15 protein-coding genes and 2 tRNA genes are annotated in these 16715 nt (G+C 44.9%); 16 read left to right on the top strand and 1 reads right to left on the bottom strand.

Annotation, left to right across the window (positions count from 1 at the left end; all coding sequences use genetic code 11):
* Positions 1 to 6: 6 nt before the first annotated feature.
* From ABFV83_RS13445 to ABFV83_RS13385, 13 genes are all read left to right on the top strand, one after another.
* Positions 7 to 585, top strand: coding sequence for an RNA polymerase sigma factor (locus ABFV83_RS13445; RefSeq protein ID WP_349944507.1), 579 nt, complete (start codon positions 7 to 9; stop codon positions 583 to 585).
* An 8-nt stretch (positions 586 to 593) separates the two neighbouring features.
* On the top strand, positions 594 to 2060 hold the full coding sequence (locus ABFV83_RS13440; protein ID WP_349944506.1) for a hypothetical protein: 1467 nt from the start codon (positions 594 to 596) through the stop codon (positions 2058 to 2060).
* An 88-nt stretch (positions 2061 to 2148) separates the two neighbouring features.
* A tRNA-Gln gene (locus ABFV83_RS13435) sits at positions 2149 to 2220 on the top strand.
* A gap of 144 nt (positions 2221 to 2364) precedes the next feature.
* Positions 2365 to 2437, top strand: a tRNA-Gln gene (locus ABFV83_RS13430).
* A 179-nt stretch (positions 2438 to 2616) separates the two neighbouring features.
* The gene (locus tag ABFV83_RS13425) at positions 2617 to 3342 is read left to right on the top strand and encodes an acyl-ACP thioesterase domain-containing protein (protein WP_349944505.1); all 726 of its coding nucleotides are present in this window, start codon (positions 2617 to 2619) and stop codon (positions 3340 to 3342) included.
* Position 3343: 1 nt separating this feature from the next.
* Positions 3344 to 4183 carry a S1-like domain-containing RNA-binding protein gene (locus ABFV83_RS13420; RefSeq protein ID WP_349944503.1) on the top strand — a complete coding sequence of 280 codons (840 nt, stop codon included), beginning with the start codon at positions 3344 to 3346 and terminating at the stop codon, positions 4181 to 4183.
* Between the two features lie 28 nt (positions 4184 to 4211).
* Complete coding sequence (locus ABFV83_RS13415; RefSeq protein WP_349944502.1) at positions 4212 to 4796, top strand: class I SAM-dependent methyltransferase; 585 nt, start codon at positions 4212 to 4214, stop codon at positions 4794 to 4796.
* 320 nt (positions 4797 to 5116) lie between these two features.
* The gene (ugpC, locus tag ABFV83_RS13410) at positions 5117 to 6229 is read left to right on the top strand and encodes a sn-glycerol-3-phosphate ABC transporter ATP-binding protein UgpC (protein WP_349944500.1); all 1113 of its coding nucleotides are present in this window, start codon (positions 5117 to 5119) and stop codon (positions 6227 to 6229) included.
* Positions 6230 to 6332: 103 nt separating this feature from the next.
* A complete protein-coding gene (locus ABFV83_RS13405) occupies positions 6333 to 7421 on the top strand; it encodes a helix-turn-helix domain-containing protein (protein WP_013271513.1) in 1089 nt (362 codons plus the stop codon).
* Between the two features lie 137 nt (positions 7422 to 7558).
* The gene (gene ftsE / locus ABFV83_RS13400; RefSeq protein WP_349944499.1) at positions 7559 to 8245 is read left to right on the top strand and encodes a cell division ATP-binding protein FtsE; all 687 of its coding nucleotides are present in this window, start codon (positions 7559 to 7561) and stop codon (positions 8243 to 8245) included.
* Positions 8235 to 9143, top strand: a complete 909-nt coding sequence (ftsX, locus tag ABFV83_RS13395; RefSeq protein WP_349944498.1) for a permease-like cell division protein FtsX — start codon at positions 8235 to 8237, stop codon at positions 9141 to 9143. Before ftsE ends, ftsX begins: the two co-directional genes overlap by 11 nt.
* A gap of 382 nt (positions 9144 to 9525) precedes the next feature.
* A complete protein-coding gene (locus tag ABFV83_RS13390) occupies positions 9526 to 9594 on the top strand; it encodes a hypothetical protein (RefSeq protein WP_349948920.1) in 69 nt (22 codons plus the stop codon).
* Positions 9595 to 9643: 49 nt separating this feature from the next.
* A complete protein-coding gene (locus ABFV83_RS13385; protein ID WP_349944496.1) occupies positions 9644 to 10951 on the top strand; it encodes a S41 family peptidase in 1308 nt (435 codons plus the stop codon).
* Between the two features lie 147 nt (positions 10952 to 11098).
* Here the strand turns inward: ABFV83_RS13385 and ABFV83_RS13380 are convergent, their stop codons facing one another.
* Positions 11099 to 12121, bottom strand: coding sequence for an aminotransferase class V-fold PLP-dependent enzyme (locus ABFV83_RS13380; protein ID WP_349944495.1), 1023 nt, complete (start codon positions 12119 to 12121; stop codon positions 11099 to 11101).
* A gap of 226 nt (positions 12122 to 12347) precedes the next feature.
* Between ABFV83_RS13380 and uvrB the strand changes: the two genes are divergently transcribed.
* The 3 genes from uvrB (at position 12348) to feoB (ending at position 16697) form a co-directional block, all read left to right on the top strand.
* On the top strand, positions 12348 to 14333 hold the full coding sequence (gene uvrB, locus ABFV83_RS13375; protein WP_349944494.1) for an excinuclease ABC subunit UvrB: 1986 nt from the start codon (positions 12348 to 12350) through the stop codon (positions 14331 to 14333).
* Between the two features lie 134 nt (positions 14334 to 14467).
* Complete coding sequence (locus tag ABFV83_RS13370) at positions 14468 to 14707, top strand: FeoA domain-containing protein (RefSeq protein ID WP_349948919.1); 240 nt, start codon at positions 14468 to 14470, stop codon at positions 14705 to 14707.
* Entirely contained in the window at positions 14700 to 16697 is a 1998-nt protein-coding gene (gene feoB / locus ABFV83_RS13365; RefSeq protein WP_349944492.1) for a ferrous iron transport protein B, read from the top strand. The genes ABFV83_RS13370 and feoB overlap by 8 nt, the downstream gene beginning before the upstream one ends.
* The last annotated feature ends 18 nt before the right edge of the window (positions 16698 to 16715 follow it).

Raw genomic sequence — 16715 nt, 5'->3', positions numbered from 1 at the left:
GGATCCATGTTATTTATGGGATTGATGAGCCTTGGCGAGCCTGAGGATTATGGGCGTTTGAACGACGAAGAGCTTCTAAAAAAAGTTGCGGTTGGAGACCAGGAGGCCTTTCGGCAGCTATATCAGAATACGGACCGGACAATGTACAGTTTTATCCTGTCTATTGTAAGGCACCCCCAGGATGCAGAGGAGATCATGCAGGAGGTATATCTTAAGATATGGACTTCTGCGTCAGGCTATAAATCCCAGGGGAAGCCTTTGGCATGGATGTTTACCATAGCGCGGAATTTATGCTATATGAAATTCCGTGAGCAAAAACATGATTCGGATGTTACACTGGAGGATTTAACAGGGGCGGAAACAGGTGAAGTCTGCCCTGAAATTGAGATGGCGGCAGATAAGATGGTGCTTCTTGCCGCTCTGCAGATTCTTAAGGAAGAGGAAAGGGAGATCGTTCTCCTTCATACCTCCGGAGGTATGAAGCACAGAGAGATCGCCGCCAGCCTTAAGATTCCTTTGGCTACAGCTCTTTCCAGATATAACCGTGCAATGAAAAAACTGGAAAACTATTTGAGAGAGGAATAGGCTTTAAGATGGCTGAATTAAATCGCAGACAACTGAATAGACAACAGATTGAAGCCTGCTTAAAATCTGCGGCCAGTGACTTGACTCCTAATGTTTTGGAACGGATTGACTTGAGTACGCCTCAGATAAAGGCAGAGAAGGAAAGACGTTCTGTTTTTTTTCTGAGGCAGAGGGTCATTGCTACCCTGGTGGCTGCATGCTTTTGCATGATCGCTCTGGCAGGGGGAACCTATACGTATCAAAATGGAAAAGTTGATTCAGTCATTGGAATTGACGTAAATCCAAGCGTGGAATTATCTGTAAATAAAAGGAATAAGGTCCTGGCGGCAAAGGCCCTCAATGAAGACGGGGAAAGCATCATGCAGGACATGGATTTAAAGGGTGTGGACTTGAACACGGCCGTCAACGCTGTGATCGGTTCCATGGTTACCCATGGTTATTTAAGTGAGCTGGATAATGCGATTCTGGTTACGGTGTCCAATGACAGCATCAGCAAGGCCCAGGGCCTTCGCCATGCGGTGGTTAATGACATCCGCAGTACACTGGAGGAAAAACAACTGAAGGCAGTTGTGTACGACCAGCAGGTCATGGAAGAAGATGAAGTAAAGCAACTGGCAGAAGAATATAAGATTTCTTATGGAAAAGCCTATTTTTTAAGGGAGCTGATCCTGCAGAACCCTTCTCTTTCCATGGAGGATATGAAAGCACTGGCGCCTCTTACTATGGAAGAGATTGCAAAAGTAATAACGGAACGTTCTTATGCGGTGGACGGAAAGACTGCTGCGGGGGAAGAAACAACCCCGGCGAATACAACCCAGGCTGTGACGGAACCGGAGACCATAGCGGAGAGTTCTGAGCCGGAAGAATCCAAGACGGCTGCATCTGCCTCGGAGACAGAAAGCCAGTCGCCGACGCAAGTCTCCCCAACTCAGCCAACCGCCTCCACAGCGGCAACTATAGCAGAAGAGACTACCTCAGAAGAGGAAGTCGTATCAACGGAAAAGATTAAAATCGATTATGTGGATTATGACAACGGCGTTGTTATGGTTTATTTTAAAACCAAAGTAAAATGGAAAAATCCTACGGTCTCTGTAAATGACGGGGATAAAAATTCCTATTCCGCCAAAGTGGGAGATACGGATTCCTACTCCTGTGAGATTCATGTGACAGGGCTTCAGGGAGGAATGGAATATACCTTTACCCTGGGCGGTATTTCTCCTAAAACAGGGAAACAGACAACCGTAAAGGGAATCTTTGAGACTCCTGTGATCGGAGACGGGAATGCAGATCCGGAAGAGACGGAAGAAGAGAGCGAGGGCACAAGTCAGCCCGATCAGACGGCTCCGGCCCCTCCCAGTGAAGAAACGTCTGAAACGGTGAAGAATGTTCCGGAAACCGGGAAGACCGTTTCTCCGGAAGAAAGCCGTACAACAAAAAGCCAGGAAGAGCCTTCTAAAACGGGAAGCTCTTCCTGACCGGCTGTTTTTTAAAAGATCTTTAAAAAGATAAAAGAAGTGCTTGACCAGAATGAAAAGCTATAGTATAATACATTCGTTGCGTTGATGGGCTATCGCCAAATGGTAAGGCAACGGACTCTGACTCCGTCATTTCAAGGTTCGAATCCTTGTAGCCCAGTTTTCTGATGAGTTTTGATCTTCCAGCGGAAGCAGGAAGATCGAGGCTTTTTTTGTTTTTCAGGGATTTTTTAAATTTAAAATATTGAAAAAAAATACTTGACAGTTTTTCAATCATCGGATATAATTAACCTCGTTGTATTAATGGGCTATCGCCAAATGGTAAGGCAACGGACTCTGACTCCGTCATTTTCAAGGTTCGAATCCTTGTAGCCCAGTCTGAAAAACGGAACCCTATAAGGTTCCGTTTTTTGTATTACAGGCTGTTAAGTAATTGTTAAAAATTTCCTTTTTGATAGAATTTCTCTGGTAACCGGGGCAGGGTTCTTTCGGGTTTATCTGGACAAGAGCATGAAAATGCTTTATAATGTTATATAATTTTGATGAGAGGTGTGAAATGTATACATTCGGCAGCAGGGTCCGTTACAGTGAAACAGATGAATGCGGCAGACTGACATTAACAGGCATTATGAATTATCTGCAGGATTGCTCAACGTTTCAGTCTGAGGATATCGGCCTTGGGATTTCCTATTTAACAGACCGTCATAAGGCATGGTGGCTTTCCTCCTGGCAGATTGTGGTGGACCGTTATCCCGTGCTGGGAGAGAAGATCGTGGTGGGTACCTGGCCCTATGATTTTAAGGGGTTTTACGGATACCGGAATTTTACCATATGTGATCAGAATGGAAACTATCTGGTAAGAGCCAATTCTGTATGGTTTTTGTTTGATACGGAAAAGGGACGTCCGGTTAAAATTGAACCGGAAGACATCCGGGGATATGGAAGCGGCAATGAAAAGAGGCTTTCCATGGACTATGCTTCCCGTAAGATCCAATTGCCGGAGGAATATGAAGATACAGAGCCGGTCATTGCCCAAAAACACCATATTGACACGAACCACCATGTCAATAACGCTCAATATGTAGAGATTGCCAGGGAGGTGCTTCCGGATGAAATGGAGGTTTCTGAACTGAGAGTGGAATATAAAAAAGCGGCAGTCTTTGGAGATACAGTTTATCCCCGTATAAGCCGGACAGAGGAAGGATATACGGTTTCTCTGTGTGATGAACGGGGAGCAGCTTACGCAGTCATTTGGCTGCGGGGAACAACAGAGAGGATGTAACATGATTGAATTAGGAAAGATGCAGACCCTGGTCGTACAGAGGGTCAAGGAGTTCGGTGTATATTTGGGAGAGGAAGCAGGCAGCGAAGTTTCCGTGCTTCTGCCCAAAAAGCAGGTACCGGAGGGAACTGGGCCTGGAGACAGTATCCCTGTATTTATCTATAAGGATTCAGAGGACCGGCTGATAGCCACCACGGCAGCACCGAAGCTTCAGGCGGGTGAAACGGCTGTGCTTGAAGTGAAGGAAGTGGGTAAGATCGGCGCATTTCTCGATATGGGACTGGAAAAGGATCTGCTTCTTCCTTTTAAGGAGCAGACCCATAAGGTAAGGCAGGGAGAGAAGGTGCTGGTAGCCCTTTACATTGACAAAAGCAAACGATTGGCTGCTACCATGAGGGTATATTCCTATATGAGCAACCAGTCACCTTATAAAAAGGATGATCAGGTGACCGGGATCATTTATGAAATCAATGAAAGCCTGGGAGCCTTTGTGGCAGTGGATCATAAATATTACGGGCTGATTCCCCGGAAAGAAGTGTTTGAAAATTATGGGGAAGGCGATGAGGTAACAGCACGGGTAACTAAGGTAAGAGAAGATGGGAAGCTGGATTTAAGTCCCAGACAGAAGGCTCATATTCAGATGGATACGGATTCCGGCAAGGTTCTTGAGATCATAGAAACACAGTTTGACGGCTGCCTGCCATTTACCGATAAGGCAGAACCGGAGATTATCAAGCGGGAATTTTCTATGAGTAAGAATGCATTTAAGCGGGCAATCGGACATCTTCTGAAAGAAGGAAAAGTCAGGATAACGGAAAGTAAAATCGAAAGAATCAAATAACGGGTAAAAGGATAACAGGAGGATTATTTTGGACTCGATAGACTATTATAATAAGTATGCGGCAAAGGAATTTGAAGAAACAGTGAACCAGGATATGTCAGGAATTATGAAAGAATTTCTGGATCTTCTGGAAGAAGGTGATACGATTCTGGATTTGGGATGCGGATCAGGCAGGGACAGCCTGTCTTTCTATGAACTGGGATATGATGTGACGCCGCTTGATGCATCGGAAGAGATGTGTAAGCTGGCAGAAATCCATACTGGTCTGGAAGTGCTTCAGATGACATTTGAACAAATGGATTTTGACAATGTGTTTGATGGAATCTGGGCCTGTGCATCCTTACTTCACACTCCGAAAAAGGAACTGTCTGACATTCTTACAAAGATAGCAAGGGCCTTAAATGATAAGGGAATCCTTTATATGTCTTTTAAACTGGGAGACTTTGAGGGATTTAGAGGAAAACGGTATTTCAGCGACTTTACGGCGGATTCCATGACTGAACTTTTAAGAGATAATGAGCGGTTTGATATCGTAAAGCTTTGGGAAACAGAGGATGTGCGTTCTGGTCATTCTGACGTAAAATGGCTGAACGTTCTTGCGAGAAAGCGATGACACAACGTATAAGATTTACAAGACGGTGCCAAAATTATTGGCGCCGTCTTGTGATTTGTGACTAAAACTGGGCTACAATACACTCTGGCTATCGAATATAAACAGAAATATCTGAGCGTTTCTCCTGATATTTTGACGTTTCAATCATTTTTAAAACCCGTTATACAAATTAGCCAAAAGCCCCAAATGTATTTTGGTAAATAGCAATATGGTAAAAGAAAAGTAATTCATGTATGATTGTTTCAGTAACGAGGGCCGCAGCTGTGGGGGCTGTTGGTTCAGATCAGAGTTTAAACACTTTATTTTAGGAGGATTAGTAAATGGCTAGTTTATCACTGAAAAACATCGTCAAGAGATATCCTAACGGATTTGAAGCAGTTAAGGACTTTAATCTGGATATTGCTGATAAGGAGTTCGTCATTTTCGTAGGACCATCCGGATGCGGCAAATCCACAACCCTTCGTATGATTGCAGGCCTGGAAGACATTTCTTCTGGAGAACTTTACATTGACGGGAAATTAATGAATGATGTAGAGCCAAAAGACAGAGATATCGCAATGGTATTCCAGAACTACGCTCTGTATCCTCATATGACAGTATATGATAACATGGCATTTGGTCTGAAACTGAGAAAAACTCCAAAGGACGAGATTGATAAGCTGGTTCATGAAGCTGCAAGAATCCTTGATCTTGAGCATTTATTAGACCGTAAGCCAAAGGCTTTATCCGGTGGACAAAGACAGCGTGTTGCTATGGGACGTGCTATTGTACGTAATCCTAAGGTATTCTTAATGGATGAGCCTTTATCCAACCTTGATGCCAAGCTGAGAGGCCAGATGCGTATTGAGATTTCCAAGCTGCATCAGAGACTTCAGGCAACCATTATCTACGTAACCCATGACCAGACAGAGGCTATGACTCTTGGTACCAGAATCGTTGTAATGAAAGATGGCGTGATCCAGCAGGTTGACTCTCCTCAGAACTTATATGATAAGCCAGGCAACAAATTCGTTGCAGGATTTATCGGAGCTCCTCAGATGAACTTAATTGAAGCGACTGTAGCTAAGAGAGGAAGCGACGTTACTTTAACATTTGGCGGAAATACAATCGCTCTTCCAGAAGTAAAAGCGAAAAAATTAGAGGATGCCGGTTATATCGGAAAGACCGTAGCCTTAGGCATTCGTCCGGAAGATTTACATGATGAGGAAGCTTTCCTTGCATCTTCTCCGGAAAGCGTAATTGACGCTACCATCAGAGTTTATGAATTGTTAGGCGCTGAAGTTTACTTATACTTTGATGTGGAAGATGTAAACTTTACTGCAAGAGTAAATCCTCGTACAACAGCAAGACCTGGGGATACCATTAAGCTGGCTCTTGACTTAACAAAGATCCATGTATTCGATAAAGATACAGAAATCGTAGTTTTAAACTAAATTTTATGAAATTTTAAGCAAGCGGTTATTCTACCCGCTTGCTTTTTTTTTCTTTTTGCTTTAATATATAATAAGGTAAATTTACGAAAAAGGAGAATATGCCATGATTTCGAATCAAATACTTCAAACAACCATTGAAGGATTAAAAGGGATTACGAGAATTGATCTGTGTATTTGTGATACAGAAGGAAAGGTACTGGCAACCACATTTCCTGATGCGGAAGATTATGAAAGTTCAATCCTGGCGTTCGTGGATTCTCCGGCCGACAGCCAGGTAATCCAGGGATATCAGTTTTTTAAAGTGTTAGATGAGCACCAGTTAGAATACATTCTTCTCGCAAAGGGCGGAAGTGATGATGTTTATATGGTCGGCAAGCTGGCCGCTTTCCAGATTCAAAGCCTGCTGGTTGCGTATAAAGAAAGATTTGACAAGGATAATTTCATTAAGAACTTATTGCTTGACAATCTGCTTTTGGTGGACATCTACAACAGAGCAAAGAAACTTCATATTGAAACAAATATCAAGAGGGTCGTATTCATTATTGAAACCCAGCATGAAAAAGATGTGAACGCACTGGAGACAGTCCGCAACTTATTTGCTGCAAAGACCAAAGATTTTGTTACCGCCGTTGATGAGAAGAACATCATTCTTGTAAAAGAAGTAAAAGAAGGCGAAACTTATGAGGATCTGGAAAAGACAGCCAACACGGTTTTGGACATGCTCAATACCGAAGCAATGACCCAGGTTCATGTAGCATTCGGTACGATTGTAAGCGAAATTAAAGAGGTTTCCAGATCTTATAAGGAAGCCAAAATGGCCATGGATGTTGGCAAGATTTTCTATAGCAATAAAAATGTGGTTGCCTACAGCAAACTGGGAATCGGACGTCTGATCTATCAGCTTCCGCTGCCTTTATGCCGCATGTTCATCAAAGAAATTTTTGACGGAAAGTCTCCGGATGATTTTGATGAAGAAACTCTGACAACAATTAATAAATTCTTTGAGAACAGCCTGAATGTATCCGAGACATCCAGACAGCTTTATATTCACAGAAATACGCTTGTTTACCGTTTAGACAAGCTTCAGAAGAGCACCGGCCTGGATCTGCGCGTATTTGAAGATGCCATCACCTTTAAGATTGCCCTGATGGTAGTAAAATACATGAAATATATGGAGAACCAGGACTATTAACGCTGGCTATGAGCAGTGCGAAAAGAGGCAGCTATACAGCTGCGTTGTGCTTGCACAAAAGCAGTTGTATAGCTGTCTTTTTTCCCAATCCCCCCCAAAAGCAAAAGTAATCAAAGCACAAAAATTAGAGGACTGAAATGATTGAATTATGGAATGTAAGCAAAACATATGAGGCCGGAAATAAGGCGCTGCGTAATGTCAGCATGACGATTGAGGACGGGGAATTCGTTTTTATCATTGGCCGCAGCGGGTCAGGCAAATCCACGCTCTTAAAAATGCTGTTAAAAGAAGTGGAGCCAACCTCCGGTAAGATTATTGTAAATGATATGAATTTAAGCAAGATGCCCAGAGGGTTCATTCCCAGATACCGGCGGAAGCTCGGCATGGTTTTTCAGGATTTCCGTCTGTTAAAGGATCGGAATGTCTACGAAAATGTAGCTTTTGCGCAGCGGGTAATCGGAGCATCTACAAGGAGCATAAAAGAATCGGTTCCCGCCATGCTAAAGATGGTGGGACTTTCTTCAAAATACAAGTTTTTTCCTCAGCAGTTGTCCGGTGGAGAGCAGCAGCGTGTTGCCATTGCCAGGGCTTTAATTAACCGTCCGGAAATCCTGTTGGCAGACGAGCCCACCGGAAATCTGGATGGACACAACTCCATGGAGATCATGAAGCTGTTAAATGAGGTAAACAGGTTGGGGACAACCGTGATCGTTGTCACTCATAGCCAGGAGATTGTAGACCGGATGAAAAAACGGGTGATTGTGATGGACCGTGGAACCATCATAAGCGATGAGAAAAAAGGCGGTTATACATATGAGAATTAGTACGTTTTGGTATTGCCTGAAACAAGGTGTAAATAATATATGCAGGAACATTTTGTTTTCTCTGGCGTCCATTGCAACGGTTTCCGCCTGCATTTTTTTGTTCTGCCTGTTTTTTTCCATTGTTATCAACGTGCAATATGTAATAAAGAATACGGAAAGCACAGTGGGAATCACAGTGTTTTTTAATGAAGGACTGGACGCGAACAAGATCAAGGAAATCGGCAATAAGATCAAAGCCAGAGATGACGTGAAGGAAGTGACATTCACCTCGGCAGAGGATGCATGGGAGGAAGCAAAGCAGGAATACTTCGGGGATATGCAGGATCTTGCAGAAGGATTTGAGGAGGACAATCCGCTGGCCAATTCAGCTTCTTATACCATATTTTTAAAGGACCTGGTGGACCAGGAACAGGTTGTTGACTGGTTAAAGAGCATTGATGGTGTCAGGAAGGTCAATTATTCCAAAACCGCAGCAGAAGGAATGAACAGCTTAAGCAGGGTGATCGGAGTTCTTTCCATGCTGATCATCGGAGTTTTATTGGCTGTGGCCATATTCCTGATCAGCAATACTATTTCAGTGGCAGCGGCATTCCGGAAGAATGAAAACCAGATCATGAAATTAATTGGTGCCACCAATTATATGATCCGGGCGCCCTTTGTGGTGGAAGGAATTATCATTGGACTGGTAGGCGCCTGCATTCCTCTGGTATCCATTTATTTTCTATACCGGTCAACAGTTGAATATGTGGTCACAAAGTTCAGCATCTTATCAGGGCTGTTTCAGTTCCTTCCGGTGGAAGCCATATTCCCCTATATGGCGGCAACGGCGCTGGCTCTTGGCGTTGGAATCGGATTTTTTGTAAGCTTCTTTACCATCCGGAAGCATTTAAAAGTATAAGGGAAGAAATCCAGTTTTTGAACCTGGGAATATATTAGCAGCATTGCTGCATATGATAAAAAATGCCGGAGAATGACATCCGGTCCAGGAATAAGATTCTCAGCTTTCCAGTTACAGAAAACGGATCAGGCCCATCAGAGAGCTTTTCCGGGCCGGAAAAACGTATAATACGGTTTCTATGGGGAATATTAAATTTATATGATTCTGCGTGCGTTAGCTGTATCATTTCGGTTTTAACGCTGGGAATCCGCCACATCTACATACAGTTATTCTGCCGGCATATATCATGATCTCTTTTGGCGGAGAAGTTTATGCCGTTTATATGCACTGCTCCCGGTTTTAATATGAGCAGGAAGTATGGCAGGGGCAGGTAATTGCAAATGTGGGTTATACTGGATATTCCACAGGGCCTTGTCTCCATTTAGGGATCAGGCAAACGGCCGCCATGTAAATCCGGTGAAATACGAAAAGCCCATAAAGAGCTAGATAGGAGAATAACAGTGGAAAGTAAGAATAAATTTTGGAAGGGCGCCCTGGTAGGAGCGCTTCTGACCACATTGGCAGGTCTTGTTATTGTGGGTATGTCTTTGGGAATCTTTCTGATCGGCAGGGCGGCAATTGATGGAAAAGATCAGGCAGCCGAATCTGCCCGGGCGGAGAACCAGGAAGGCAATCTGGATATAAACCGGATCGTAGCCAAAATCCAGACCATTCAGAGCGTGATCGATAAGTATTACCTCTTTGATGAGGATACAAAAAATGTGGAAGACTGGATATACAAGGGAATGCTGTATGGACTTGAGGATCCTTATACGGTTTACTATACGGCAGACGAATATGAGAAGCTGGTAGAGGACACGGCTGGAGAATACTGCGGAATCGGAGTCATGGTCAGCCAGAGCGCGACTACCGGTATCATCACGGTGACCAAGGTCTTCGAGGGAACGCCCGGTGCTGAGGCAGGAATGCTGCCCGGCGACTTAATCTACAAGGTGGGCGATCAGGAAGTGACCGGCATGGATTTAGAGCTGGTGGTAAAGGATCATATCAAAGGGGCGGAAGGAACGTCTGTAACAGTTACGGTCCTTCGTCCGGATACGGGAGCCTATATTGATATGGCAATGGAGCGCCGTCAGATCACGGTTCCTACGGTAGAGCATGAAATGCTGGCAGACAATATCGGATATATATCAGTGAGCCAGTTTGATACGGTAACAGCAGGTCAGTTTAAGAACGCCATTGATGATCTGGAAAAACAGGGTATGGAGAAGCTGATCGTGGATTTGAGAAATAATCCTGGAGGGGTAGTGGATGCAGTGGTTTCCATGCTGGATTACATTCTTCCGGACGATCTGGTAATCGAAGGAGATCCTAATCTGGTAAGGACCAAGAAGAATAAGACGCTTCTGGTTTATATGGCGGATAAATATGGAGAAGGGGAGCAGTATTACGCTTCTGACGGCCATAAGGTAGACGTACCCATAGCTGTATTAGTCAATGGTCAGTCCGCCAGTGCCTCCGAAGTATTTTCAGGAGCGCTAAAGGCCTATGACAAGGCAAAGCTGGTGGGAACAAAGACCTTTGGAAAGGGAATTGTCCAGACACTATTTCCTCTTGACCATGGTACGGCTATTAAGATGACTGTAGCCCATTACTATACTCCAAGCGGCTTTGACCTGCATGGAAAAGGCCTGGAGCCGGATGTTGCAGTTGATTTAAAAGAGGATTTAAAGACTAAGATCAAAATTGAGCATAGCGAAGATAACCAGCTTGCGGAAGCGATAAAAGCATTGAATGAGAACCGTTAGTTTAACCGAATAAAGCAGGGCTGCGGATTGTGAATATCCGCTTGACCTGTATCGTAAAAGGAAGAAGCCTTCTGTGGCCGGCAGATTTAACTGCTGATCATAGAGGGCTTCTTTTTTTTAAGGGCTTCTTTATTCAGAGTTTTAAAATTAACAAGTTTCCAAAAGACTGACAAACCTGCAGCATGCTTCTTCGCTGGTAGCCCAGGAAGTAACCAGCCGGATAGAAGTATGGCTGTCATCGATCCGCTCCTGAATGGAGAAAAGGAAGTCCTTTTCCAGCTTTGTGATCACCTTGTCAGGAAGGATGGGGAAAAGCTGGTTTGTCATGGAACCAGAGTGAAAGGAATATCCGCATTGTTCAATTCCTTTCCTCAGGATGGCAGCCATCTCATTAGCGTGAGAAGCCAAATCATAGAAGAGGTTGTCGGAAAACAGCTCTTCAAACTGGATGCCCAGCAGCCAGCCCTTTGCCAGCATGGCTCCCCTCTGCTTTACCATAAACCGGAAATCCGGTTTTAAATCCTGATGGCAGATCACCAGGGCTTCTCCAAACAAAGCGCCTCCTTTTGTTCCTCCGATATAAAACACATCGGTAAGCTTTGCAATATCCTGTAATGTTAAATCATTCACAGAGCTTGTAAGTGCGGACCCAATTCGGGCTCCGTCTAAAAACAGGTAAAGCCCCTTTTGGCGGCAGATATGGTGAAGGGCTTCCAGCTCTGCTTTGCTGTACTGGGTGCCGATCTCCGTTGAGTTGGAAATATAGACCATCTTCGGCTGCACCATGTGCTCATCGGTGTGAAGGTCCAGGGCTTTCTGGATATGGGCAGGAGTCAGCTTTCCGTCTTCGCTTGGCATGGCTAAGACCTTGTGCCCAGTGGCTTCGATGGCCCCTGTCTCATGGACGTTTATATGGCCCATATCCGTTGCGATGACAGCCTGCCAGGGACGCAGGGCAGTGGCGATGGTGATCAGATTGGTCTGGGTGCCGCCGACGATAAAATGGACATCAGCATCCTCTCTGCCGATTTCCTGTCTGATGAGAGTGCGGGCACCGCTGCAATGGTCATCCAGTCCGTATCCATTATTTTGGATTAAATTGGCATTGATCATTGCTTCTAAAATTTTCGGATGTGCGCCTTCACTATAGTCATTATTAAAGCTGTACATTAATTATCCTCCTGCTGTTTCGTAGTATAGGATGTATGATATACTAAAAGGAGAAGAATTTCAATACAAAAGAACAGATGTTCCTTGTTTGGCTATACTTTCTTTGAGCCATATGGTATAATTGGCAGTGACAGACATTGTTATTTTTGCATAGGCAGCCGCCAGGTGGATATGCGTTGTCCATCTGGCGTCCGTCCGCAAAAAAGGATTTGGAGGTGAAATAATCATGGACTTTATATTACATTCAGAATATGCCCCTACCGGTGACCAGCCTGAGGCCATTGACCAGCTTGTGAAAGGATTCAAAGAGGGCAATCAATTCCAGACTTTGCTGGGAGTTACCGGTTCTGGAAAGACCTTTACCATGGCAAATGTAATCCAGAAGCTGCAAAGACCGACTCTCATCATCGCTCATAATAAGACCCTTGCAGCCCAGCTTTACGGCGAGTTCAAGGAGTTTTTTCCTGAAAATGCGGTGGAGTATTTTGTTTCCTATTATGATTATTACCAGCCGGAGGCTTATGTGCCTTCTACGGATACCTATATTGAGAAGGATTCGGCGATTAATGATGAGATTGATAAGCTCAGGCATTCGGCTACGGCTGCCCTTTCGGAGCGGAGCGATGTGATCATCGTGGCATCGGTTTCCTGTATTTATGGCCTGGGAAGCCCCATTGATTATAAGGAAATGGTTATTTCTTTAAGGCCTGGCATGATAAAGGACCGGGATGAGGTGGTCCATAAGCTGATTGATATCCAGTATGACCGGAATGATATGGATTTCAGACGGGGGACCTTCCGGGTAAGAGGCGATGTGGTAGAGATATTCCCGGCCTATTCCGGCAGCGAGGCTTACCGGATCGAGTTTTTTGGAGATGAAGTGGAACGTATTACGGAGATAGATACCCTGACAGGGGAGATCCGGGCGGATCTGGGACATGTGGCAATATTTCCTGCTTCCCATTACGTTGTGTCCAGAGAGAAGATGGAGCGTGCAGCACAGACCATTCTGGATGAATTAAAGGAGCAGGTGGCCTATTTTAAGAGCGAGGACAAGCTGTTAGAGGCTCAGAGGATTTCGGAACGGACGAATTTTGATGTGGAGATGATGAAGGAAACCGGCTTTTGTTCCGGTATCGAAAACTATTCCAGGCATTTGGTCGGAAGCAAGCCGGGAGAGCCTCCCTGCACCCTGATCGATTATTTCCCCGATGATTTTCTTATCATGGTGGATGAATCCCACATCACCCTGCCTCAGGTGCGGGGAATGTTTGCAGGAGACCGTTCCAGAAAGACAACACTTGTGAATTTTGGCTTCCGCCTTCCGTCAGCCCTTGACAACCGGCCCCTGAATTTTGAGGAGTTTGAATCCAAGATCAATCAGATGATGTTCGTTTCTGCTACGCCCTCTGTTTATGAGGCAGAGCATGAGCTTTTAAGGGTGGAGCAGATCATCCGGCCTACAGGGCTTCTTGATCCTGAAATTGATGTCAGACCGGTGGAAGGACAGATCGATGATCTGGTTTCCGAGGTAAATAAGGAAGTGGCAAAGAAAAACAAGATTCTGATCACCACCCTGACCAAGCGGATGGCCGAGGATCTGACCGATTATATGAGAGAGGTAGGAATCCGGGTAAAATACCTCCACTCCGATATCGATACCCTGGAGCGTTCCGAAATTATCCGGGATATGCGTCTGGATGTCTTTGATGTGCTGGTGGGAATCAACCTGCTGCGGGAGGGCCTTGATATTCCGGAGATCACCCTGGTGGCTATTCTGGATGCAGATAAGGAAGGATTTCTCCGCTCGGAGACATCCCTGATCCAGACCATTGGAAGGGCGGCCAGAAACTCTGATGGTCATGTAATCATGTATGCGGATCGGGTGACTGATTCCATGCGCGTGGCGATTGAGGAGACTAACCGAAGGAGAGCCATTCAGCAGCGCTATAACGAAGAACACGGGATCACTCCTACTACCATCAAGAAATCGGTCCGTGACCTCATTGCCATCTCAAAGGCAGCCATTGAAGGGGAGAAGGACTTTAAGAAGGATCCTGAATCCATGGATGCAAAGGAACTGGAAAAGCTTGCCAAAGAGCTTACAAAGAAGATGCACCAGGCAGCGGCAGAGCTTAATTTTGAGGAGGCGGCAAAGCTGCGTGACCGGATGGTCCAGGTAAAAAAGATGCTTCAGGATATGGATGATTAAAGGACTAAAAATTGTTGCCCGGAACGGGTGAATGGTATTGACAGTGATTCTCAATAAGAGTAAAATCTCAATGGACGCATCTAAGGCAGGAGCTTTGGAACGCCATTAGCATAAAATGGCTGCATCCAGAGGAGATTATTATGAAGCTACATGAAGGAGAAATCGGAAAAACCTACATCGTTTACAGCGTGATGGTAAAAGATACCATCACCAGGCGGTTAGAAGCCCTTGGAGTTAATGAACTGACGCCAGTTACCCTGATGAATAAGAAGGGAAGCGGCACTGTGATTATCAAGGTAAGGGGCACCCGTCTCGCTCTTGGGAGAAGGATATCGGAAGGAATTGAAATCAGGGAGGCTGTGGACCATGAGTGAGGAAAAAGGAACGATCCGTGTCGGGTTTGTGGGAAACCCAAACTGCGGAAAAACAACCTTATTCAATGCTTTTACAGGAGCAAAGCTTAAGGTGGCCAACTGGCCTGGTGTTACCGTGGAGAGAGTGGAAGGAGAAACCAGCTATAAGGGACGTCCCATCCGGGTAATCGACACGCCGGGGATTTACAGCCTGACCTGTTATACCCTGGAAGAAAAGGTAACCAGGAAATGCCTGGAAAGCGGAGAAGTGGATGTGATCATTAATGTGGTAGACGCTTCATCCCTGGAACGGAATCTTTATTTAACCCTTCAGCTTCTGGAACTAAAAAAACCGGTCATTTTAGCCCTTAACATGATGGACATTGTTGAGGACAGGGGAATGGAAATTGACTTGCACCGTCTTCCTGAGATGCTTGGATCCATTCCTGTGGTTCCTGTTTCCGCAAGAAAACGGACCGGGCTTGATGTGCTGCTTCATGCGGTAGTTCATCATTATGAAGAAGGCCCTCAAGGTGTGGTCGTAAATTATACACCTAAAATCGAGAATAAAATTTCCAAGATAGAAACCGTGTTAAAGGCCCATTACGGAAGCATGGACAATCTAAGATGGCATGCCATCAAGTTCCTGGAATATGATGAAGAGGTATGGGAGGATCCCCCCCTTGATTTAAGCAATATTATAGACCATAATTATGAGAAGGAAATCATAAATCAGAAATACGATTATATAGAAAGCATCATCCATGAATGCCTGGTGAATAAAGAACAAAAGGCAGTATTTACAGATAAGATCGATGAATATCTGACCCATCCCATTTTGGGACTGCCGTTTTTCCTGGGTATCATGGCATTGGTGTTCTTTTTGACTTTTACTGTGGGTGATTTTTTAAAGGGATATTTTGAAGTCGCCTTAAGCTTGCTTTCTGCCTATATGAATCAGTTTATGGAAGGCATCCATGCCTCTGCCTGGATCACTTCCCTGGTGGTAGACGGAATTATAGCCGGAGTAGGAGGGATCCTCACATTCCTGCCCAATATCTTTATCTTGTTCCTTGCGCTGGCTTTTCTGGAAGACAGCGGATATATGGCAAGGGTTGCCTATGTTATGAATGAGATCATGGGGCGGGTAGGACTTTCTGGAAAGGCTTTTCTTCCCATGCTTCTGGGGTTTGGCTGTACGGTTCCGGCAATTATGGCTGCCAGGTCCCTTCCCAGCGAAAAGGACAGGAAGAGAACTATTTTAATTACGCCTTTTATGTCCTGCTCAGCCAGACTCCCTATTTACGTGCTGTTTTCCCAGATGTTCTTTCCGGAACATGCTTTGATCGTAGCTTATTCCCTGTACCTCATCGGATTAATGGTGGCTATTACCATTGCTTATGTGACTCACTTAAGGCATAAGGCAGAGGAAGAGGATACCCTTCTTATTGAGCTTCCCGAATATAAGACTCCAAACGGGAGGACGGTAGCGATTTATGTATGGGACAAAGTAAAGGATTATCTGAGTAAGGCGGGAACCACTATTTTCCTTGCCACCATTGTGCTTTGGTTTGTTTTAAACACCGGGCCGTCGGGATTTGTGGCAGATGTGTCAGAAAGCTTTGCGGCCGCCATCGGACGGGTTTTAGTTCCTGTACTCAGCCCTGCCGGCCTTGGAGACTGGAGAATTGCAGTGGCTCTTATTTCCGGGCTTTCTGCAAAGGAAGTGGTGGTTTCCAGTTTTTCGGTCCTGTTTGGAATCAACAATATAAATTCCGCAGCAGGAATGGGAAAGCTGTCTTCAATTCTTGGGGGTTTTGGTTTTGGCGGAGTGAACGCTTATGCTCTTATGATTTTCTGCCTCCTGTATTCCCCCTGTATTGCGGCTGTGGCAACGATTAAAAAAGAAACGGGTTCTATGAGATGGACCCTTGGTATGGTGTTTTTCCAGCTGGCAGTGGCCTGGACCGCTTCTGTACTGGTATTTCAGATTGGAAGTTTAATTTTTTAAACTTAATATTTTAGAGGA

It is taken from the genome of Lacrimispora sp. BS-2 (genome assembly GCF_040207125.1).
Taxonomy (GTDB): Bacteria; Bacillota; Clostridia; order Lachnospirales; family Lachnospiraceae; genus Lacrimispora.
The sequence above is the reverse complement of the archived record's forward strand: the minus strand, read 5'-3'. Positions and strand labels throughout refer to the sequence as shown.